Annotated in this window: 19 protein-coding genes; 5 read left to right on the forward strand and 14 right to left on the reverse strand. The window is 50.1% G+C overall.

The window, feature by feature from the left end:
- Positions 1-161: 161 nt before the first annotated feature.
- The 13 genes from H8K47_RS15975 to H8K47_RS16035 form a co-directional block, all read right to left on the reverse strand.
- Positions 162-575, reverse strand: coding sequence for a hypothetical protein (locus H8K47_RS15975; protein WP_186882397.1), 414 nt, complete (start codon positions 573-575; stop codon positions 162-164).
- Between the two features lie 8 nt (positions 576-583).
- The gene (gene zapE / locus H8K47_RS15980) at positions 584-1681 is read right to left on the reverse strand and encodes a cell division protein ZapE (RefSeq protein WP_186882398.1); all 1098 of its coding nucleotides are present in this window, start codon (positions 1679-1681) and stop codon (positions 584-586) included.
- A gap of 128 nt (positions 1682-1809) precedes the next feature.
- The gene (gene lpdA, locus H8K47_RS15985) at positions 1810-3237 is read right to left on the reverse strand and encodes a dihydrolipoyl dehydrogenase (protein ID WP_186882399.1); all 1428 of its coding nucleotides are present in this window, start codon (positions 3235-3237) and stop codon (positions 1810-1812) included.
- 49 nt (positions 3238-3286) lie between these two features.
- The gene (locus H8K47_RS15990; RefSeq protein WP_186882400.1) at positions 3287-3640 is read right to left on the reverse strand and encodes a PspC domain-containing protein; all 354 of its coding nucleotides are present in this window, start codon (positions 3638-3640) and stop codon (positions 3287-3289) included.
- A gap of 10 nt (positions 3641-3650) precedes the next feature.
- On the reverse strand, positions 3651-4898 hold the full coding sequence (gene odhB / locus H8K47_RS15995; protein ID WP_162020849.1) for a 2-oxoglutarate dehydrogenase complex dihydrolipoyllysine-residue succinyltransferase: 1248 nt from the start codon (positions 4896-4898) through the stop codon (positions 3651-3653).
- A 61-nt stretch (positions 4899-4959) separates the two neighbouring features.
- Positions 4960-7815 (reverse strand): 2-oxoglutarate dehydrogenase E1 component, encoded by a 2856-nt coding sequence (locus H8K47_RS16000; RefSeq protein WP_186882401.1) that lies wholly within the window; start codon positions 7813-7815, stop codon positions 4960-4962.
- A gap of 287 nt (positions 7816-8102) precedes the next feature.
- On the reverse strand, positions 8103-9407 hold the full coding sequence (gene gltA, locus H8K47_RS16005; protein ID WP_186882402.1) for a citrate synthase: 1305 nt from the start codon (positions 9405-9407) through the stop codon (positions 8103-8105).
- A 63-nt stretch (positions 9408-9470) separates the two neighbouring features.
- On the reverse strand, positions 9471-9752 hold the full coding sequence (locus H8K47_RS16010; RefSeq protein WP_162020852.1) for an FAD assembly factor SdhE: 282 nt from the start codon (positions 9750-9752) through the stop codon (positions 9471-9473).
- A gap of 108 nt (positions 9753-9860) precedes the next feature.
- Positions 9861-10571: a succinate dehydrogenase iron-sulfur subunit gene (locus H8K47_RS16015; protein WP_162020853.1), complete on the reverse strand. Its 711-nt coding sequence runs from the start codon at positions 10569-10571 to the stop codon at positions 9861-9863.
- 12 nt (positions 10572-10583) lie between these two features.
- Positions 10584-12359, reverse strand: coding sequence for a succinate dehydrogenase flavoprotein subunit (gene sdhA, locus H8K47_RS16020; RefSeq protein ID WP_186882403.1), 1776 nt, complete (start codon positions 12357-12359; stop codon positions 10584-10586).
- 2 nt (positions 12360-12361) lie between these two features.
- The gene (sdhD, locus tag H8K47_RS16025; protein ID WP_186882404.1) at positions 12362-12730 is read right to left on the reverse strand and encodes a succinate dehydrogenase, hydrophobic membrane anchor protein; all 369 of its coding nucleotides are present in this window, start codon (positions 12728-12730) and stop codon (positions 12362-12364) included.
- A 2-nt stretch (positions 12731-12732) separates the two neighbouring features.
- Positions 12733-13140: a succinate dehydrogenase, cytochrome b556 subunit gene (gene sdhC, locus H8K47_RS16030; RefSeq protein WP_408057908.1), complete on the reverse strand. Its 408-nt coding sequence runs from the start codon at positions 13138-13140 to the stop codon at positions 12733-12735.
- Positions 13141-13306: 166 nt separating this feature from the next.
- Positions 13307-14110 carry a GntR family transcriptional regulator gene (locus H8K47_RS16035; protein WP_408057910.1) on the reverse strand — a complete coding sequence of 268 codons (804 nt, stop codon included), beginning with the start codon at positions 14108-14110 and terminating at the stop codon, positions 13307-13309.
- A 326-nt stretch (positions 14111-14436) separates the two neighbouring features.
- Between H8K47_RS16035 and H8K47_RS16040 the strand changes: the two genes are divergently transcribed.
- From H8K47_RS16040 to H8K47_RS16060, 5 genes are all read left to right on the forward strand, one after another.
- A complete protein-coding gene (locus H8K47_RS16040) occupies positions 14437-15426 on the forward strand; it encodes a malate dehydrogenase (RefSeq protein ID WP_162020858.1) in 990 nt (329 codons plus the stop codon).
- Positions 15427-15488: 62 nt separating this feature from the next.
- Complete coding sequence (locus H8K47_RS16045; RefSeq protein WP_186882407.1) at positions 15489-16478, forward strand: HpcH/HpaI aldolase/citrate lyase family protein; 990 nt, start codon at positions 15489-15491, stop codon at positions 16476-16478.
- The gene (locus H8K47_RS16050; RefSeq protein ID WP_186882408.1) at positions 16475-16978 is read left to right on the forward strand and encodes a hypothetical protein; all 504 of its coding nucleotides are present in this window, start codon (positions 16475-16477) and stop codon (positions 16976-16978) included. The genes H8K47_RS16045 and H8K47_RS16050 overlap by 4 nt, the downstream gene beginning before the upstream one ends.
- 118 nt (positions 16979-17096) lie before the next feature.
- Positions 17097-19832 (forward strand): aconitate hydratase AcnA, encoded by a 2736-nt coding sequence (gene acnA, locus H8K47_RS16055; RefSeq protein ID WP_186882409.1) that lies wholly within the window; start codon positions 17097-17099, stop codon positions 19830-19832.
- Between the two features lie 243 nt (positions 19833-20075).
- Positions 20076-20312, forward strand: a complete 237-nt coding sequence (locus H8K47_RS16060) for a hypothetical protein (RefSeq protein WP_408057909.1) — start codon at positions 20076-20078, stop codon at positions 20310-20312.
- A 4-nt stretch (positions 20313-20316) separates the two neighbouring features.
- Here H8K47_RS16060 and H8K47_RS16065 read toward each other — a convergent pair whose 3' ends face one another.
- The gene (locus H8K47_RS16065; protein ID WP_186882410.1) at positions 20317-21489 is read right to left on the reverse strand and encodes a cystathionine beta-lyase; all 1173 of its coding nucleotides are present in this window, start codon (positions 21487-21489) and stop codon (positions 20317-20319) included.
- Positions 21490-21527: the final 38 nt, after the last annotated feature.

The following is a 21527-nucleotide window of genomic DNA, read 5'->3' on the forward strand; positions in this document are numbered from 1 at the left end:
TTTATTGACTGTTAATTGTTAAAGATCACAGAATATTGAATTCTTTTTTCTGCTTGCCTTCCGGCTTTTGCTTCGAATCGTTTTGTTCGTCAGCAGCAGAGAAACGAGATTATGAAGCCTAGCCACGTTTGTGTCAACACCCCCCACTAAAAATTTCAAAATTACTTTTCTTTAATTTGTTCTTTAGCGAGCCGCTCGTCTGCAGCCAATACCCGCAATTGGCGCTGCAGAGCCTTGGCCTCCTGACTCACTCGCCGAATCACAGGCAGGTACTCACGCCTTTCCAGCTGAATCTTCTTCAAACAATCGTTAACAAAAAAACGCTGACGACAATCCCTCCCCGCACTGACATACCAAGTCTGCAACTCCTGATCCAGGCGCTGCGTCTCGTCCAGTGCGACAACGGCGACATCATTCGTTGTAATCGAATTCACCGGAAAGTGGGCATTCAGTGCATTGACTTTTTCAGCGATCAATTTCAGCTCATCCCCGACTGCAGCAACGCAATTAAGTGAGGAGAACCCAACAAACAGCACCACAAGCGATGCGCGATTAAGATAAACAGAGGTACTCACATTCTTCCCTAAATAATAGAATTAACAACCTGACGCTGATCTGCATCCATGTATTCCTGCGATTGCATTTCTATGATACGGGAAACCGTACGATGGAACTCATTGGACAACACACCTTGCGTGTATAGCAGTTCAGGTGCCACTTCTGCGGAAATAATTAATTTCACTTTGTTATCATAGAATACGTCTATCAACCAAGTAAAACGCCGCGCCTCAGAAGACATCGCTGCAGACATGCAAGGCACTGAGGACAGAATCACAGTATGGAACCGGCTGGCTATGTCGAGGTAATCATTTTGGGAGCGAGGACCGCCACACAACACCTGAAAATCAAACCAAATAATACTGCCAGCACGACGCAGGCATTTTAAGACACGTCCCTCTACTTCAATTTTCGCATCCTCTTCTCTCGCATCCGACAAACGGGTAAATACTTCACGCAAACTGGCGTCAGTCTCCGCTCCAAGCGGAGTCAGATAAGCCTGCACCTGCTCCAGCGCGCGTTTGCGGTAATCATTGCCGGAATCAACGTTCAGCACATCCAGCTTTTCCTTCAGCAGCGCGATAGTCGGCAACATTCTGTCTCTGTGCAAACCTTCCGGATAAAGCGTGTCCGGATGGTAGTTAGAAGTCATCACAAAAGAGACTCCATTATCAAATAGTGCCTTGAGTAAGTTGTACAGCAACATTGCGTCAGCGACATCGGACACATGGAATTCATCAAAGCAAATTAAACGGTATTTTTTGGCGACTCGCTTGGCCACCTCATCCAAGGGATCTGCGACACCTTTTAACTCATCCAGCTGACGATGTACGCCGCGCATGAATTCATGAAAATGCAAACGGGTTTTACGCACCACAGGCACCACAGAAAAAAAACTATCCATCAAAAAAGATTTTCCGCGCCCCACCCCACCCCACATATACACGCCACGAGGGACTTCTGGACGCGTCAACAAGCGCGTGAACTTGTTTGCACGCTTCGCTTTGTAGCCCACCCAATCATCATATGCGACCTGCAACCGAGAAACAGCGTTGCGCTGTGCATCATCGGCTTGAAACCCGCGCTCATCCAGTGCGTTTTGATAAAACTCTTGTACATTCATAGTCAACAATTAGAGCAAGCTACCTCACATGAGAGCAGCGAAAACAAAAAATCCCGCCAAACTGCTTATTTCCACAAGCACAGCGGGATATAGAGATAATAGGCAAACCGCTTTAGTTTGCCAGACTATCAGAAGTTCAGGGAACGCTTATCAACTGCCAATGCGGCTTCCTTCGTTGCTTCAGACAAGGAAGGATGGGCATGGCAAATACGTGCGATATCTTCGGAAGATGCGCGGAACTCCATCGCCACCACGGCTTCAGAAATCAATTCAGATGCCATAGGACCCACGATATGTACGCCCAGGATTTCATCCGTGCTTGCATCGGCAAGGAATTTCACCATGCCCGACGTATCACCCAAAGCACGCGCACGACCATTTGCCATGAACGGGAAAGTGCCCGCCTTATAAGCAACGCCATCAGCTTTCAGCTGCTGCTCGGTACGACCGACCCAAGCGATTTCAGGTGAAGTGTAAATAACCCAAGGGATAGTATTGAAATTGACGTGACCATGCTGACCAGCGATACGCTCAGCCACGGCAACACCCTCTTCTTCTGCTTTGTGAGCCAGCATAGGGCCGCGCACCACGTCACCAACTGCCCAAACATTAGGCAAATTAGTTTTGCAATCGCCATCAACAGCAACAAAGCCACGTTCATCCAGTGCCAATCCGACTGCTTCTGCATTCAGACCATTGGTATTTGGTGTGCGGCCAATGGAAATGATCAGTTTGTCGAATACCGCTTTGTGCTCAACGCCTTTGTCATCGGTGTAGGCAACCGATACATCCTTGCCAGAATTAACGATCTCACCAATCTTAACGCCCAGATTGATCGACAGACCTTGCTTAACGAACAGTTTGTGCGCTTCTTTAGCGATCTGTTCATCCACAGCACCAAGGAAGGTTGGCAGCGCTTCAAGAACGGTAACGTCGGCACCCAGACGGCGCCATACGCTACCCATTTCCAGACCAATCACGCCAGCACCGATCACGCCCAGCTTTTTAGGCACTTCAGTGATGTTCAATGCACCTTCATTGGACAGTACGATCTGCTCGTCAAATGGTGTGCCTGGTAATGCGCGGGCATTCGAACCGGTTGCGACGATGATGTGCTTACCCGTGATGGTTTCTTCTGCTTTGCCAGTCACCTTGATTTCATAACCGGCCGCATCCGCTTTGACGAAAGAACCCAGACCGTGGAAAAAGCTGACTTTATTTTTCTTGAACAGATAAATAATGCCATCATTGTTTTGCTTCACGATTGTGTTTTTACGGCCCAACATTTTGGCGACGTCGATATTCAATTCACCAACCTGAATACCGTGATCAGCAAACGCATGTCCCGCATGCTCAAAGTGCTCGGAAGATTGCAGCAATGCTTTAGATGGGATGCAACCAACATTGGTACATGTACCGCCTGGTGCCGGGCCACCCTTTTCATTGGTCCAGGCATCGATACAAGCCGTGGAAAAGCCCAGTTGCGCAGCGCGAATCGCTGCAATATAGCCACCAGGGCCGCCGCCGATAACAACAACGTCAAATTGTTTACTCATGAAAATTCCTGACAATACAAAATTAAATAATACTTAGCGCAGGGTATCGCTACTCTTCCGGAATAAATATCCAGGCAAGCAGATAAGCAAATATGCCCGCGCCAAAATAGCAAGAAAAAAACACAAAGAGCAAGCGCCAGATCCAGGAATCCAGTCCGGTCATACGAGCTAATCCACCACAAATGCCGGCAAACCAGGCATCCGCCTTAAAGCGCCTGAATTGATTCAGTTGCTGCAGCGAGGTATCTGTGCCAGAACCAGTTTGCTGCCCCGCAGATTGCGAAAAAGCTTCTGCCTCCGAGGAAGACAGAAGCTTTGCTTTCGCAAGAGCGAACTCTGCATCAGTCAGTGCCCCCGACTGATGCAGATGATGCAAACGCTGGATTTCTTCAGCGATGCTCACAGTGCTTAGCTTACAGATCCAACAGTAAACGGGCAGGATCTTCCAGCGCTTCTTTCATCGCTACCAGACCCAGAACCGCTTCACGACCGTCGATGATACGGTGATCGTAAGACATCGCCAGATAGTTCATTGGACGCACAACGATCTGGCCGTTTTCAACAACAGCGCGGTCTTTGGTTGCATGCACACCCAGAATCGCAGATTGTGGCGGGTTAATGATCGGTGTCGACAACATAGAGCCGAAAGTACCACCGTTAGAGATAGAGAATGTACCGCCAGACAGATCGTCCAGAGTCAGCTTGCCATCTTTAGCCTTAGCACCGAATTCACCGATTTTCTTTTCGATTTCAGCAATGCTCATTTGATCTGCGTTACGCAGGATAGGCACAACCAAGCCGCGTGGCGAACCAACCGCGATACCGATATCAAAGTAACCGTGATAAACGATGTCGTTACCGTCTACCGATGCGTTCAGGATAGGATACTTTTTCAACGCAGCGACTGCAGCTTTAACAAAGAAAGACATGAAGCCCAATTTAACGCCATGTTCTTTTTCGAACTTATCTTTATACTTATTGCGCAATTCCATGACTGGAGCCATGTTGACTTCATTGAATGTCGTCAGAATCGCGTTAGTCGACTGCGACTGCACCAGACGCTCAGCGATACGTGCACGCAGGCGGCTCATAGGAACGCGCTCTTCCGGACGATCACCCAGGTTAGCGACAGCAGGTGCAGCCACTTGTTGCAGAGCTGGCTTAGCCGCAACTGGCGCTGCTAAAGGAGCGACCACAGGTGCCGCTTTACCAGCAACCGCTGCCAACGCATCCCCCTTAGTCACGCGACCATCTTTACCGGAACCATCAACCTGACCAGCGGACAAGCCATTTTCTGCCAAAATCTTAGCAGCTGCTGGCATTGCTACGCCTGCCGCAGATTTGGAGTCAGCAGGCGCTGCAGCTGCCGCAACCACGACCGGTGCAGCAGACACTTCCAATGGGCTGACTTTTGCAGATGCATCCGTGTCCAGAATCGCGATCACTTCGCCAGCAACAACGGTGCTGCCGTCGCCTTTGATGATTTGAGTGATGACACCGGAATCAGGTGCTGGCAATTCCAGCACAACTTTATCGGTTTCCACATCCACCAGATTTTCATCGCGAGTCACTGCTTCGCCAATTTTTTTATGCCACGTCAGCAAAGTTGCTTCTGCGACGGACTCAGATAACTGAGGAACTTTTACTTCGATAATTGCCATTTTTTACTCTCCGTTACGGGTAGCCAAACGCTGCACCAGCTTCTGGTGCAGCGCCGCGTCATTATTTAGTCAGGACAAAGCCCTTCAGTTTGGAAAATGCTGTTTCCAGCAGTGCTTTTTGTTGTGCGTAGTGCTTGTCGTAGTATCCAACGGCAGGAGATGCGCTGGCTGGGCGGCCCGCGTAAGCCAGTTTTTGGCCTTCTTCAAGACTTTCAAAAATATTGTGCTGGATCTGGAACCATGGGCCCTGATTCTGTGGCTCATCCTGAGTCCAGACCAATTCCGTCATATTCGGGAATTTCTTCAGTTCGGCAACGAAGCTCTTATGTGGGAACGGATACAACTGTTCAACACGAATAATCGCTGTATCTGTCTGACCGCGTTCTTTACGAGCATTAACCAGATCGTAGTACACTTTACCGGAGCAAGCGATTACGCGTTTCACTTTTTTCGCGTCGATTTTCTCATCCACTTCACCGATCACAGTCTGGAAACTGCCCTTTGCCAGATCATTCAATGGCGAACCCGCATCTTTGTTACGCAGCAAAGACTTAGGCGTCATGATCACCAAAGGCTTACGGAACTGACGGATCATTTGACGGCGCAGCAGATGGAAAATCTGCGCAGCAGTCGTAGGCTGCACAACTTGCATATTGTTGTCAGCACACAGTTGCAAGAAACGCTCAGGACGTGCGGAAGAATGCTCAGGCCCCTGGCCTTCATAACCATGCGGCAGCATCATGACCAGACCGGAAGCACGACCCCACTTCACTTCGCCGGCACTGATGAACTGATCGATAACAACCTGTGCACCATTGACGAAGTCGCCGAACTGCGCTTCCCAGATAGTCAGTGTGTTTGGCTCTGCAGTCGAGTAACCATATTCAAAGCCCAGAACAGCTTCTTCAGACAATACTGAGTCAATGACAGTAAATGGCGCTTGTTTGTCAGAGACGTTTTGCAGTGGGATGTAGGTACCTGAATCCCAACGTTCACGGTTTTGATCATGCAATACCGCGTGGCGATGCACGAATGTACCGCGACCAGCATCCTGACCAGTGATGCGGATAGGATAGCCAGATGCTACCAGGGATGCGAAAGCCAGATGCTCCCCCATACCCCAGTCCAGATTAACCTCGCCACGACCCATCGCAGCACGGTCACCCAGCACTTTTTCAACCAGACTATGTGGCTTAAAGCCTTCAGGTACAACGGTAATGCGCTCAGCCAGACGCTTCAGCTCTGTCACTGGAATCGCTGTATCAGCAGCATCAGTCCATTTGCGATTCAGGAAAGGAATCCAGTCAACTGCGTATTTGTTTTTAAAGTTAGAGATCACCGGATCATGCGTGTGCTTACCGGCATCCATCGCGTCACGGAAGGCTTTGACCATCTGATCGCCACCGTCCGCAGGAATGGTACCCTGCGCAGCTAACTTATCTGCATACATCTTACGTGTACCAGGATGCTGACCGATTTTCTTGTACATCAGAGGCTGCGTCAATGCAGGCGTATCCTGTTCATTATGACCCAGCTTGCGGTAGCAGATGATGTCAACAACAACGTCTTTCTTGAATTCGGTACGATAATCCATCGCGATCTGTGTCGCCAGAACCACCGCCTCAGGATCATCCGCGTTCACGTGCAATACCGGTGCTTCGATCATTTTCACAACGTCGGAGCAGTAAGTCGTGGAACGCGCATCACGCGGGTCGGAAGTCGTAAAACCGATCTGGTTATTGATGACGATATGCACCGTGCCGCCAGTACCGTAACCACGGGTTTGCGCCAGATTCAGGGTTTCCATCACAACGCCCTGACCTGCAAACGCTGCATCACCGTGCACCAGAATAGGCAACACTTGTGCGCCGTCTTTGTCACCGCGACGGTCCATACGCGCTTTAACGGAGCCTTCAACCACTGGATTCACGATTTCCAGATGGGATGGGTTAAATGCGAGCGACAGATGGACCGGACCGCCTGGAGTTGATACATCAGAAGAGAAGCCTTGATGGTATTTCACGTCACCGGCTGGCAAGTCATCAGCGTGTTTGCCTTCAAATTCAGCAAACAAATCCTGAGGCATTTTACCCAGGGTATTCACCAACACGTTTAAACGGCCACGATGCGCCATACCGATCACGATTTCCTGTACACCGCGCTCACCGGCGCGCTGGATAGTCTCGTCCATCGCCGCGATAAAGCTTTCACCACCTTCGAGCGAGAAGCGCTTTTGACCAACATAACGGGTATGCAGATAGCGCTCCAAACCTTCAGCTGCGGTCAGACGATCAAGAATATGTTTTTTCTTTTCTGGTGTGAACGATGGTGTGGAACGGATAGATTCCAGCTTTTGTTGCAACCAGCGTTTTTCAGTTGGATCAGAGATGTACATGAACTCCGCACCGATAGAGCGGCAGTAAGTATCTCTCAGAGAGTTAATCAGATCACGCAAGGATGCAGTTTCAGATCCGAAGTAGGTATTACTGATATTGAACTGTATGTCCATATCCGCATCAGTAAAACCATAAAAACTAGGTTCCAGTTCAGGAATGCTTGGACGCTCCTGGCGTTGCAGCGGATCGAGGTTGGCCCAACGGCTACCCAGGAAGCGGTAAGCGGCGATCAGTTGTTGTGCGGCGACGCGCTTACGACCCATTTCTGCATCAGCGGAAGCATTCACGGTACGGATAGGGCCCTGTTTTGCGCGCTCTGCAAAGGAGGCAACCACAGGTGCGTGAGCTACGTCAGGTTTGGAGGAGCCATCAACCGCTGGTACGTGCTGCATCGCGTCGAAATAGGCGCGCCAGTTTTCAGGAACAGAACCAGGATTATTCAGATAGGCTTCGTACAGCTCTTCTACATACGGCGCATTACCGCCGAACAAGTACGAGTTAGCGTTATATTGTTGCATCATCTTGCTCACCTTTCTTCGCGTTTCGCGAGATTAGCGGGTTAATCTAACCTTCCGCGACACGGCCTGACCGGTTAGCGGATTGCACATCAAGTTGTGGGGAAGGGCTTGTTTCAAACAATTCTCGCTACGAAGTCAAAACACATATTGGGAACAACATACTTTTTGATTTTGAAACGAAAAAACATCTAAAATTTACATTCGAGCCGAAGCATAGCATATTTACCGCAGAAAAAAAAAGCGAGTCATACCGACTCGCTTTTTTATTTTCCGGCATGGATAAATAAAGATTAACGTTTATCCATAGGAGGCACGTCACGACGTGGTGAGCCCACGAACAATTGACGTGGACGGCCGATTTTTTGCTCAGGGTCAGAGATCATTTCTTTCCACTGAGAGATCCAGCCTACGGTACGTGCCAATGCGAAGATACCTGTGAACAGTGCAGTTGGAATACCCAGAGCGCGCTGAACGATACCAGAGTAGAAGTCAACGTTAGGATACAGCTTGCGGGACACGAAGTACTCGTCTTCCAGAGCGATACGTTCCAACTCCATTGCCAGTTTGAACAGCGGATCATCCTGCAGACCCAGCTCATTCAACACTTCGTAGCAGGTTTCACGCATCAGTTTGGCACGCGGGTCGTAGTTTTTGTAGACACGGTGACCAAAGCCCATCAACTTCACGCCAGAGTTTTTGTCTTTTACCTGGGCGATGAATTCAGGGATATTGTCTACGCTGCCAATTTCTTCCAGCATACTCAATGCAGCTTCATTCGCGCCGCCATGAGCAGGACCCCACAGACAGGCGATACCTGCTGCGATACATGCAAACGGATTCGCACCGGAAGAACCTGCCAGACGGACTGTCGAAGTGGATGCATTTTGCTCGTGATCTGCATGCAAAATCAGGATGCGATCCAAAGCGCGTACCAATACTTCATTGACTTTGTACTCTTCGCATGGCGTAGAGAACATCATATGCATGAAGTTTGCGCTGTAGGACAGATCGTTACGTGGATACACGAAAGGTTGGCCGATAGAATATTTATACGCCATCGCAACCAGGGTAGGCATTTTAGCGATCAGGCGGATAGCCGACACTTCACGATGACGCTCATCATTGATATCCAGAGAATCATGGTAGAACGAAGCCAGCGCACCAACCGTACCCACCAGCACAGACATAGGATGCGCATCGCGGCGGAAGCCACGGAAGAAGAATTGCATCTGTTCGTGCACCATGGTGTGGCGCGTCACTGTGGAAACGAAATTTGCTTTTTCAGCGGCGTTCGGCAGTTCACCATTCAACAACAAGTAGCAGGTTTCGAGGAAGTCACCGCCATTTACTGCGAGTTGTTCAATTGGGTAGCCACGATACAGCAACTCACCTTTATCACCATCAATGTAAGTAATCGAAGAATTACATGCAGCGGTTGACATGAAGCCTGGGTCGTAAGTGAACATGCCTGTAGAGCCGTACAACTTACGGATGTCGATGACATCAGGACCAATCGATCCTTTGTAAATCGGCATTTCCAGCGATGGAGAACCATCGGAAAATGAGAGGGTTGCTTTTGTTTCGGAATTAGTCATGGCTCTTCCTTCAGATAAGAGGTGAGTCGTTAATCAAAAAAACACAAAAAAAATCATATCCCGTCAGGCACTGCGCAGCCGGGCCAGCAAAGCGTGCACATGGGGCAGATCCACTTCCGCCTCAGGCTCTTTCTTCGCCATAATCAAATCCATCAGCACATTGTCAGACAACTCCATGAGACGACTAAAGGCATCAACCTCTTCATCACTCAGATTTGTTTCATGCGCATCCAGAAAACGCGTCAATATCAAATCATTCTCTAACAAACCCCGGCGCGCGCGCCAACGCAGTCGCGCACGTTTTACCGGATCATCCTGATGGGAACCACCTGCCAGCTCAGACATAGTTACTTTCTTTTTTGATGCTTTCTATTTCATGCAGCTCTACACAAAGCTGCATGAAATAGAAGCGGGAAACCACCCGCCTCTATTTACATTAACGCTGAATACCGCTTACACAGCGCGACGAACCATCAGCTCTTTGATCTTACCGATAGCACGGGTAGGATTCAGACCTTTAGGGCAGACATCAACGCAGTTCATGATGGTATGGCAGCGGAACAGACGATACGGATCTTCCAGATTATCCAGACGCTCACCGGTTGCCTGATCGCGGGAATCTGCAATGAAACGGTACGCTTGCAACAAACCGGCCGGACCAACGAACTTATCTGGATTCCACCAGAATGACGGGCAGGAAGTCGAGCAGCATGCGCACAGAATACATTCATACAAACCATCCAGCTCTTCACGCTCTGCAGGAGTTTGCAGACGCTCTTTTTCAGGCGGAATGGACTCATTGATCAGGTAAGGCTTGATCGAATGGTACTGTTTGAAGAACTGCGTCATATCAACGATCAGATCACGGATCACCGGCAAGCCTGGCAATGGGCGCAACACGATAGGCTCGGTCAGCTCATTCAGGTTAGTAGTACATGCCAGGCCGTTTTTGCCATTGATATTCATAGCATCGGAGCCGCAAACACCTTCACGGCAAGAACGACGCAAGGCCAGGGAATCATCCACGTCAGCCTTGATGCGTTGCAGCGCATCGAGCAACATCTTGTCTGTGTCTTGCAGAGTCACAGTCAGATCCTGCATGTAAGGCTTTGCATCCTTATCCGGATCGTAGCGATAGATTTTAAATTTCAGTGTACGTGCCATATCAATTTCTCTTTAGAAGGTACGAGCTTTTGGCTTGAAGGTCTCAACAGTCAATGGTTTGGTATTGACTGGCTTGTAGTCGAGGCGGTTGCCTTCGGTGTACCACAAGGTATGCTTCATCCAGTTTTCATCATCACGTTTTTCGTAATCACGGTGAGCATGCGCTCCGCGTGATTCTTTACGGGCAACCGCAGAAGTGATAGTCGCTTTCGCGGTTTCGATCAGATTATCCAGCTCCAGTGCTTCTACACGCGCAGTGTTGAATACTTTGGATTTATCTTTGAAAGAAACGTGCTTGCAACGCTCGTTAATTTCCATAATTTTCTGATAGCCAGTCTGCAACAGCTCATCCGTACGGAACACGCCACAATACTGTTGCATGGTGCTGCGAATTGCATTTGCCACGTCCTGAACGCGCTCGGAACCAGTTGAGGATTCCAGCTTAGCCAGACGGGACAATGCTTTATCAGCTGCATCTGCCGGCAAAGGTTTAAATTCTTTCGCTTTCAGGCTTTGCGCCACGATGTGATTACCAGCGGCACGACCAAATACCACCAGATCCAGCAAAGAGTTCGTACCAAGACGGTTCGCACCATGCACGGAAACGCAGGCGCATTCACCGATCGCATACATACCATTCACGATCTGGTTGGAACCATTACGGAAATCCACCACCTGACCATGAATATTGGTAGGAATACCACCCATTTGATAGTGAATGGTTGGTACCACAGGAATCGGTTCTTTAGTCGCATCCACGTTAGCAAACTTATGACCAATTTCCAAAATGGATGGCAGACGTTTTTTGATGGTGTCTGCACCGATGTGACGCAGATCCAGCAGAACGTGATCTTTATTTGGACCACAACCACGACCCTCTTTAATTTCCTGATCCATAGAACGGGAAACGAAGTCACGTGGTGCCAGATCTTTCAATGTAGGTGCATAACGCTCCATGAAGCGTTCACCCTGACTATTGATCAGGATACCGCCCTCACCGCGCACACCTTCGGTAATCAACACACCCGCGCCGGAAACACCGGTTGGGTGGAATTGCCAGAATTCCATATCCTGCAAAGGCAAGCCTGCACGTGCTGCCATACCCATACCGTCACCGGTATTAATGAAGGCATTAGTAGAAGCCGCAAAAATACGACCAGCACCGCCCGTTGCGAACAGCGTTGTTTTTGCTTGCAACATCATGACTTCGCCGGTTTCCATTTCCAGCGCCACCACACCCAGCACATCACCATCCTGATCACGGATGATATCGATCGCCATCCACTCCACAAAGAAGTGAGTACGCGCACGTACGTTACGCTGATACAGGGTATGCAACAGAGCGTGACCAGTACGGTCAGCTGCCGCGCAAGCGCGCTGTACAGGTTTTTCACCCATATTGGCAGTATGGCCGCCGAATGGACGCTGATAAATGGTGCCGTCCGCATTACGGTCGAAAGGCATACCGAAATGCTCTAATTCGTAGACCACTTTCGGTGCTTCGCGACACATAAATTCGATCGCATCCTGGTCGCCCAGGTAGTCGCCACCTTTGACGGTGTCGAACATATGCCAGTACCAGTTGTCCTCGGACATATTGCCGAGTGATGCACCGATACCACCCTGCGCTGCCACTGTGTGCGAACGGGTAGGAAATACTTTAGACAATACCGCGACATTCAGACCAGCCTCAGCCAATTGCAGCGAGGCACGCATACCTGAACCACCGGCACCGACGATTACCGCATCAAAACGACGGGTAGGAATTGTGGATTTAATTGCAGCCACGTTTATACTCTCCACAAAATCTGTGCTGCATAACCAGCACAAGCAACCAGCCACAAGATGGTGGCAACCTGAAATACCAGACGAACGAATACGTTACTGGTTACATAATCCATCCATACATCACGCAAACCTACCCAAGCGTGATACAGCAGGCAAACGATGACAGCAAAAGTCGCCATCTTGAACCACTGATGAGCGAAAATACCCGCCCAGCCTTCATAGCTAAAATTACTGCCGGTCAGAAACAGAACCAGCAACAGCACGGTATACAGCGCCATCACGATTGCCGTTACACGCTGCGCCAGCCAGTCACGCAAGCCGTAATGTGCGCCGACAACGAGGCGTTTCGGGCCGATGTTGTTATTTGCCATTTTTAGAATACTCCAAACAATTTCAAGCCTATCAGCGCAGCCAGAGTCAGGCTGACTGCCAGCACACTTGCTGCGGATTTGCGCGCAGTATGCTTATCGAGACCATAGTGTAAATCCATGAACAAGTGACGAACGCCAGCGCAGAAGTGGTGCAGATAAGCCCAGACCAGCGCCAATATCACCAACTTTACAAACCAACCGGAGGTCAGGCTGCGGATTGCGTAGAATCCATATTCAGACGCCAGACTCTTATCGAGCAGGCACAGAATAAACGGCAGCAGAAAGAACATCAGCATGCCACTGATACGATGCAGAATAGATACAACGCCAGCGAGTGGCAATCGGTATCCTGTCGCATCAACCAGGCGCATCACTCCGTGACGTCGCCCACTTTTCACTACTTCAGACATAAATAATCTCCCCATTAACTAGTCTGTTACACAAATCTTCTTATTTTCGCCGATTTGGTGCATTGCACCAAGAAAAACTTGAGTTGCACGAAAACATCACTATCTTAAACCGTTTCACGAGATCCCGCCGGAAGCAATGCAAAACGACATAAGCTTATATGCAAAATCAACTTAATTCATTGCGATAATGATGGTGCTGAGTCAGATAAAGCCCGCGCCTCAACTCAACCGGCTTATCACCATAGGTATAGGAAACCCGCTCCACATTCAACAACGGAGCGCCAGGCGGCAACTGCAGCAACTCAGCCACTGCTGCATCTGCACAAACAGCCCGTATCTGTTCCGAGGCGCGTATCATGTGCGTGCCAAATTCCGTTTCAAACAAGCCGTACATCGGCCCTTTGTACTCATTCAGGCGCTCAGCCGTGAGCCCCTTAAAAATTGAACCGGGCAACCACAAATCATCCAAAATCGTGGGCACACCGGAAAAGGACTGCACGCGACGAATAAAAACCACAGAATCACCGGATTTAATTTCCAGCAAACGCGCCACCTCCGCAGGCGCACGCAAGCGCTTGACTTCAATGATTTTATTTTCCGGGTAATGCGGAACACCTTCATCAGGAGCAAGACGCAAAAAACGGAATTGCGCGCGCGCCTCATGGTGAGTCGCAACAAAGGTACCCTTACCCTGCCGCCGCACAACCAGATTTTCCGCCGACAACTCATCAATCGCCTTACGTACTGTGCCCTGACTGACTTTAAAGCGCGCAGCCAGCTCGATCTCACTGGGTATCAACTCACCCGGCTTCCACTCGCCCGATTGCAAGCTCTGCGTAATTAAAGCCTTAATCTGCTGATACAACGGACTGAAAGTAGGTGAATTGCCAGCCGTGGACACAGCAACACCTGCGCCGGAACTTGCGGCATTGGCGGAATAACTATTGGCATTTGGCGTAGTTGAAGTCATAGTCCGCAATTTCACCACAAAAGCACCCACTTCGTCCAGAGCAAACTGATAAGTGATATGTCTTATATAAGACATAAGATAGTGATTGACACAGCAGACCACAACACCTAAACTCCCGTACGATTAATCAGGCAGGGACCAAAGGAAGTCAAACCCTACCGAGCAATATAGCGCGAAGACGTACAATGTAAAGGCTGAAGAAGATGATTCACATCAATTTCGGCTGACTGTTAGCAATTTCGGCAGTATCATTGCGCATTTGCACCCGGCCGCACGCAAGCAGCGGCATGTTGAACATCGTTTTTTTACCACTTCGGAGAAGCATCATGGCGAAATCCCCAATGCGCGTAGCGGTTACCGGCGCTGCCGGCCAAATCGGCTATTCCCTTTTGTTCCGTATTGCCAACGGCGATATGCTGGGCAAAGACCAGCCCGTCATCCTGCAATTGCTTGAAATCCCAGACGAAAAAGCGCAAAAAGCGCTCAAAGGCGTCATGATGGAAATCGACGATTGCGCATTCCCACTGCTGGCTGGTATGACTGCACACAGCGACCCGATGACAGCATTCAAAGATGCTGACGTTGCTTTGTTGGTTGGTGCACGTCCACGCGGCCCAGGCATGGAACGTAAAGACCTGCTGGAAGCCAATGCACAGATCTTCACTGTACAAGGTAAAGCACTGGATGCAGTTGCGTCGCGCAATGTCAAAGTACTGGTAGTCGGCAATCCAGCCAACACCAATGCTTACATCGCCATGAAATCCGCCCCTAGCCTGCCAGCGAAAAACTTCACTGCAATGCTGCGCCTGGATCACAACCGCGCACTGTCACAGATCGCTGCTAAAACAGGTAAAGCTGTTGCCGACATCGAAAAACTGTGCGTTTGGGGTAACCACTCTCCAACCATGTATGCAGACTACCGTTTCGCAACTATCGGTGGCGAATCTGTTAAAGACATGATCAATGACCACGAATGGAATAAAGACGTATTCCTGCCTACAGTAGGCAAGCGTGGCGCAGCGATCATCGAAGCACGCGGCTTGTCTTCCGCCGCTTCCGCAGCCAACGCTGCGATCGATCACGTACGTGACTGGGTGCTGGGCACAAACGGTAAATGGACTACCATGGGTATCCCTTCTGATGGCTCTTACGGCATCCCTGAAGGCACCATGTTTGGCTTCCCAGTGACTACTGTCAATGGCGAATACACCATTGTTCAAGGTCTGGAAATCGACGAATTCTCCCGCGAGCGTATCAACGTCACACTCAAAGAATTGCAAGAAGAGCGTGACGGTGTCAAACACCTCGTAGGTTAATCGTAATCAGGGCGACTTCAGCAATCAGGAAGTCGCCCAACTTCTTCCGCCCTCGCCGACTGATGCATCCATCTCAAGTATTATTTCAAGACCAGCTGACCCCGGTTATGTTACCGGTATGTGATCATTACGCCGGCTCTGAAAAACTGATGCGCAAGTCGATGCAGCTACAGTCAGAACTGGGCCCCTGCTTTGATATTACGTTTGATTGCGAAGATGGTGCCGCCGCCGGCAATGAAGCCGCGCACGCCAAACTGGTCGCACAACTGATCAACAGTGAAGACAACCGCTTTCAGCGCATCGGCGTCCGTGTTCACGACTTAGATCATGCTGCCTTTAGCCAGGACTTACAACTCATCCTGCCAGCAGCCGCGAAAAAACTCGCCTATCTGGTCTTACCCAAAGTCAGCTCAGCACGTCAGGTTGCAGAAGCAATCGCTGAAATCAATCATTACACCGCACAGTCCGGTCGTACTGAATTATTACCTGTCCATGCATTAATCGAAACCCATGACGCCTTGGCGGATGTGATGGCGATTGCCGCCCTGCCGCAAGTGGAATGTCTGTCTTTCGGCATCATGGATTTTGTATCTTCACACTACGGCGCAATACCGGGCGACGCCATGCGCAGCCCGCTGCAGTTCAGCCACCCGCTCATTCTGCGCGCCAAGCTGGAAATTGCTGCTGCCTGCCACCGCTATGGCAAGGTCGCCTCACACAATGTCTGCACTTCGATCTCCGAACCTGCAGCCGCAGGCTGCGATGCAGCACAAGCATTGAGCCAGCTGGGCTATACCAGAATGTGGAGCATACACCCAAGCCAGATTCCGCATATTGTCAACGCGATGTCCCCCAGCGACACGGAAACAGAACTGGCTTGCGCCATACTGCTGCAAGCCCGTGCCACGTCCTGGGGACCGATACAATATGCAGGCCGCTTACATGACCGCGCCAGTTATCGTTATTACTGGACGGTGTTAAAACGGGCACAATTCAGTGCCAAAGAATTGCCTGCTCAGGCACACGTATTACTTGAAGGAGACTCTCAATGAAAGACTTAATGATTCGCGTAGCAGGATTGATGCTCGCAGGCGGACTTGCATGTGCACCAATCGCTAACGCGACGACAGCTCCTGCAAAAAGCAAAGCGGCAGCAAAACCGGCGAAAGCAGCTAAGGAAGCTGCTGCTCCGGAAGTCAAAGATGAAGATGATATCGTGCCAGATATTACTGCTCATCGCAGCCTGGAATATAAGTGCGAACTGGGTAACAGTCTGACCATGTACACCAACGCTGAAGATCCGGATCACGTTGCACTGCGTTGGAAAAAACAACTGTACCGCATGAAGCGCATTGAAACCTCGACCGGCGCCAATCGTTTTGAAAACCGCAAAGCCGGCTTTGTATTTATCGGCATTCCATCCAAAGGCTTGTTACTGGATTCACGTAAAGGCCAACAACTCGCCAATGAATGCAAAACGACGGACCCGGAACTGGCAGAAACTGCTGCCGCCACACCTGCGGCCGGCGAAGTGCAATCCCAGGTGAAATAAGCTGTACCGATTTTGTTTTAAGCCCTGATCAACGGAAACTTCAACATCAGCATGATTCAGGGCCTTTCTGTAGTTAGCATGTTTTGATCGTTGATATTTGTAAAAATAAGGAACAGCCATGAGCCAAAATGCGTACCAAGATGCATTCAAAACCCTGAAAGATTTTAAGATTTCAGACACGAAGAAAGGCAAGTTCTTCTCTTTGCCAGCACTGGAAAAATCCCTGGGCGTTAAAATCTCCCGTTTGCCAGTTTCTATCCGCGTGGTTCTGGAATCTGTTCTGCGTAACTGCGACGGTAAAAAAGTCACTGAAGAACACGTCAAGCAATTAGCCAACTGGGGCGCTACTGCTGCCCGTGTTGACGAAATTCCTTTCGTCGTTTCCCGCGTTGTTCTGCAGGACTTCACCGGCGTTCCTCTGCTGGCAGATCTGGCAGCGATGCGTAACGTCGCAGCAAAGCAAGGCAAAAACCCAAAAAATATCGAACCACTGGTTCCAGTTGATCTGGTCGTTGACCACTCCGTTCAGATCGATCATTTCCGCGAAAAGAAAGCGCTGGACTTGAACATGAAACTGGAATTCTCCCGTAACAATGAACGTTATCAGTTCATGAAATGGGGTATGCAGGCATTCGACACTTTCGGCGTGGTTCCCCCAGGCTTCGGTATTGTCCACCAGGTCAATCTGGAATACCTGGCACGTGGCGTACACAAAGTTAAAGATGCGAAGAAAAACGACGTCTACTATCCCGACACACTGGTCGGTACAGACTCCCACACCACCATGATCAATGGTATCGGCGTAGTCGGCTGGGGCGTTGGTGGTATCGAGGCGGAAGCCGGTATGCTGGGTCAGCCAGTTTACTTCCTCACACCTGACGTAGTTGGTGTGAACCTGACCGGCGCATTGCGTGAAGGCGTAACGGCAACCGATCTGGTACTGACAATCACAGAATTACTGCGTAAAGCAAAAGTCGTTGGTAAGTTTGTTGAATTCTTCGGCGAAGGCACACGCTCCCTGTCCCTGACAGATCGCGCAACCATCGCTAACATGGCACCTGAATACGGCGCAACCATGGGCTTCTTCCCGGTTGATGAAGCAACGATCGACTACTTCAAAGGCACGGGCCGCACTAAGGCAGAAATCGACGCATTCGAAGGCTATTTCAAAGCCCAGAAGATGTTCGGTATCCCGAAAAAAGGCGACATCGACTACACCACAGAATTGTCTCTGGATCTGGCCACAGTAGCACCTTCCCTGGCGGGCCCGAAACGTCCTCAGGACCGTATTGAAATCGGCAATGTGAAATCTACTTTCGCTGACCTGTTCTCTAAACCGGTAGCAGAAAACGGCTTCAACAAAAATGCTGACGATCTGGCTAAAGAATACACCAATGCGGACGGTATCAAAGTTAAAAACGGCGACGTACTGATAGCTGCGATTACTTCCTGCACCAACACCTCCAACCCAAGCGTCTTGCTGGCAGCAGGTCTGGTCGCTAAGAAGGCTGTTGAAGCCGGTCTGAAAGTACCGACCCATATCAAAACATCGTTGGCTCCTGGCTCGCGCGTGGTAACCAAGTATCTGGAAGCAGCTGGCCTGTTGCCATACCTGGAAAAACTGGGCTTCGGCGTGACAGCTTACGGCTGCACCACCTGTATCGGTAACGCGGGCGATCTGACGCCTGCGATGAACGAAGCGATCGTTGCTAACGATATCGTGGCAGCTGCTGTGTTGTCCGGTAACCGTAACTTTGAAGCGCGTATTCATCCGAATATCCGCTCCAACTTCCTGGCATCGCCACCACTGGTCGTTGCTTACGCGATCGCCGGCAATGTCACAAAAGACCTGATGACTGAGCCAGTTGGCCGCGTCAAAGGCAAGGATATTTTCCTGGGCGACATCTGGCCAACCAGCGAAGAAATCAACAAGCTCATGAAATTCGCGATGAACTCCAAAACGTTCAAAGAGAACTACGCGGATGTGAAAGGCGCACCAGGCAAGCTGTGGGAAAACATCAAAGGCGTGGCAGAAGGCGAAGTCTACAACTGGCCAACGTCCACTTACATTGCAGAGCCACCATTCTTTGCTGACTTCACGATGGAACCAAAAGCAGCGGCAAATGGCATTTCCGGCGCACGTGCATTGGGCGTATTCGGCGACTCCATCACCACTGACCATATCTCCCCAGCAGGCTCGATCAAAGAATCCAGCCCAGCCGGTAAATGGCTCAAAGAAAATGGCGTACTGAAAGCAGACTTCAACTCTTACGGTTCCCGTCGTGGCAACCATGAGATCATGATGCGCGGCACCTTCGCTAACGTACGTATCAAAAACCTCATGATACCTGCGCGTGAAGATGGCTCTCGCGTCGAAGGCGGCGAAACATTGTTCCAGCCAACTGGCGAACAGATGTCGATCTACGACGCAGCGATGAAATACATCGCTGAAGGTACACCAACCATGATCTTCGGTGGCGAAGAATATGGTACCGGTTCTTCCCGTGACTGGGCTGCTAAAGGTACGCAATTGCTGGGCGTGAAAGCAGTGATCGCCAAGTCGTTCGAACGTATCCACCGCTCTAATCTGGTCGGTATGGGTGTATTGCCGCTGCAATTCCTGGGCAGCGACAGCGTTGACTCCCTGGGCATCACTGGCAATGAAACTTTCGACCTGAAAGGTATAGAAAGCGACATCAAGCCACAACAGGAAGTCACACTGGTGATCACCCGCGCAAACGGCGACAAGCAAGAAGTGAAAGTTCTGCTGCGCATCGATACACCGATTGAAGTGGACCACTACAAACATGGCGGTATTCTGCCATTCGTCCTGCGTCAATTGCTGTCCGCCTGATTGGCCTCATATATCAGTTTAAAAACCTCCGCGATGCGGAGGTTTTTTTTCGCCGCTACCGATAATGCCCAAGCGACAAGCCTATCCTTCACCTACTCACGAACGAATGCATCTACGCTGACTAAGCTGCATGAGATAAGCATCTTTGACAAATATGCTTTTTCAAGTTGCAAGGAAGCTGTAAGGAACTCAGGATAGTCTGGACTCATGCGCTTGCAACAAGTGTCGTTGCAAGATAGGGCAATGAACAAATATCCTGATACGGAGACTATTATGTGGAAAATTCTGGTTGGTTTTATCGTTTTTGCAGCAGCTGCTTTGTTTCTGATTTTCAAAGCGGGCGATAAGGTCGATATGCAAGGCGAAGCAGGTGCACACAATCCGACTGAAGTCCATTCAGCGTCAGCCAGCGCCAGCGCTGAAGCACCTGTTGTCACGCCGCCAGCTGCTGCCGCATCCGATGCAGCAGCCAGCAAATAATCAGTTACAACTGTGCCAGGGCCTGTTCCACATCCGCGATCAGGTCCTGAGTATCTTCAAGTCCGACATAAAAACGGACTAAATTGCCCTTCTCTTTCCAACGATCCCGCATCTGTTCTATGCGATATGGAATACACAGACTGTGTGCCCCACCCCAGCTAAAGCCAATACCAAACAACTTCAGACTGTCGACGAAGCGATCGGTCCGCTCCTCACTGTAACGCGTATCAAACAGCACGGAAAACAAGCCTGCAGCACCATGGAAATCCCGTTTCCACACATCGTGACCAGGACAAGATGGTAAGGCAGGATGTAATACTTTTTGGATTTCAGGACGGGCTTGCAACCAGCTCGCCAGTTCACGTGCACTGCGGTCATGCGCATCAAACCGCAACTTCATACTAGGCAAATTACGTAATACCAGATAAACATCGTCCATACCAACACCGAAGCCCAGCCGCATATGTGTGGTCTGCAGTTTTTGAAACAAGGCTTCATCACGCGTCAATACCGCGCCCATCAATACGTCGGAACCACCACTTTGGAATTTAGTTAGGGCCTGCATCACGATATCAACACCACGTTCGAACGCAGGAAAAACCAGACCAGCCGACCAGGTATTATCGAGTGCAACCAACACGCCACGTGCATGTGCAGCAGTGCAAATCGCCGGCACGTCAGGCACTTCCATCGATACTGAACCCGGCGCCTCAACCCAGATCAGGCGCGTATTCTCCCGTATCAAATCTGAGATACCAGCGCCTATCATAGGATCGTAAAATCTGGCCATCACGCCGTATTGCTTATGCATCCAAATCCCAAGATCGCGATTCGGCCCATACACATTGTCCGGCATCAGTACGTCGTCCCCCTGCTTCAGAAAGCTGAAATTGACCAAGGTAATCGCGGCCAACCCGCTGGGAGCCAATATGCAATGTTTAGCGCTTTCGATTTCAGCCAGTTTTGCTTCAAGCGTAAAACTGGTCGGTGTTCCATGCAGGCCATACGTATACGAAGTCTTTTCCTGCCAACTGCGGGCCCGCATCGCTGCTACGTCTTTAAACAATACCGTCGACGCATGGTGTATACCACAGGAAAATGCAGAAAATCCCTGGGGTGCCTGGTATTCGGTATGCGCCAGCCGGGTATTGGTACCATGCTCATGTTGATCATCCATATTCCACCTTCCTCTATCATTATTTATATGCTGGATAA

The sequence above is a fragment of the Cognatundibacterium rugosum genome (assembly GCF_014284365.1).
Classification (GTDB): Bacteria; Pseudomonadota; Gammaproteobacteria; order Burkholderiales; family Burkholderiaceae_D; genus Undibacterium; species Undibacterium rugosum.

Coding starts and splice junctions, on each gene's coding strand:
- zapE (WP_186882398.1), bottom strand. CDS start 1,681: ATGAATGTACAAGAGTTTTATCAAAACGCACTGGATGAGCGCGGGTTT.
- lpdA (WP_186882399.1), bottom strand. CDS start 3,237: ATGAGTAAACAATTTGACGTTGTTGTTATCGGCGGCGGCCCTGGTGGC.
- odhB (WP_162020849.1), bottom strand. CDS start 4,898: ATGGCAATTATCGAAGTAAAAGTTCCTCAGTTATCTGAGTCCGTCGCA.
- H8K47_RS16000 (WP_186882401.1), bottom strand. CDS start 7,815: ATGATGCAACAATATAACGCTAACTCGTACTTGTTCGGCGGTAATGCG.
- gltA (WP_186882402.1), bottom strand. CDS start 9,407: ATGACTAATTCCGAAACAAAAGCAACCCTCTCATTTTCCGATGGTTCT.
- H8K47_RS16010 (WP_162020852.1), bottom strand. CDS start 9,752: ATGTCTGAGCTGGCAGGTGGTTCCCATCAGGATGATCCGGTAAAACGT.
- H8K47_RS16015 (WP_162020853.1), bottom strand. CDS start 10,571: ATGGCACGTACACTGAAATTTAAAATCTATCGCTACGATCCGGATAAG.
- sdhD (WP_186882404.1), bottom strand. CDS start 12,730: ATGGCAAATAACAACATCGGCCCGAAACGCCTCGTTGTCGGCGCACAT.
- sdhC (WP_408057908.1), bottom strand. CDS start 13,140: ATGTCTGAAGTAGTGAAAAGTGGGCGACGTCACGGAGTGATGCGCCTG.
- H8K47_RS16035 (WP_408057910.1), bottom strand. CDS start 14,110: ATGACTTCAACTACGCCAAATGCCAATAGTTATTCCGCCAATGCCGCA.
- H8K47_RS16040 (WP_162020858.1), top strand. CDS start 14,437: ATGGCGAAATCCCCAATGCGCGTAGCGGTTACCGGCGCTGCCGGCCAA.
- H8K47_RS16045 (WP_186882407.1), top strand. CDS start 15,489: ATGCATCCATCTCAAGTATTATTTCAAGACCAGCTGACCCCGGTTATG.
- H8K47_RS16050 (WP_186882408.1), top strand. CDS start 16,475: ATGAAAGACTTAATGATTCGCGTAGCAGGATTGATGCTCGCAGGCGGA.
- acnA (WP_186882409.1), top strand. CDS start 17,097: ATGAGCCAAAATGCGTACCAAGATGCATTCAAAACCCTGAAAGATTTT.
- H8K47_RS16060 (WP_408057909.1), top strand. CDS start 20,076: ATGAACAAATATCCTGATACGGAGACTATTATGTGGAAAATTCTGGTT.
- H8K47_RS16065 (WP_186882410.1), bottom strand. CDS start 21,489: ATGGATGATCAACATGAGCATGGTACCAATACCCGGCTGGCGCATACC.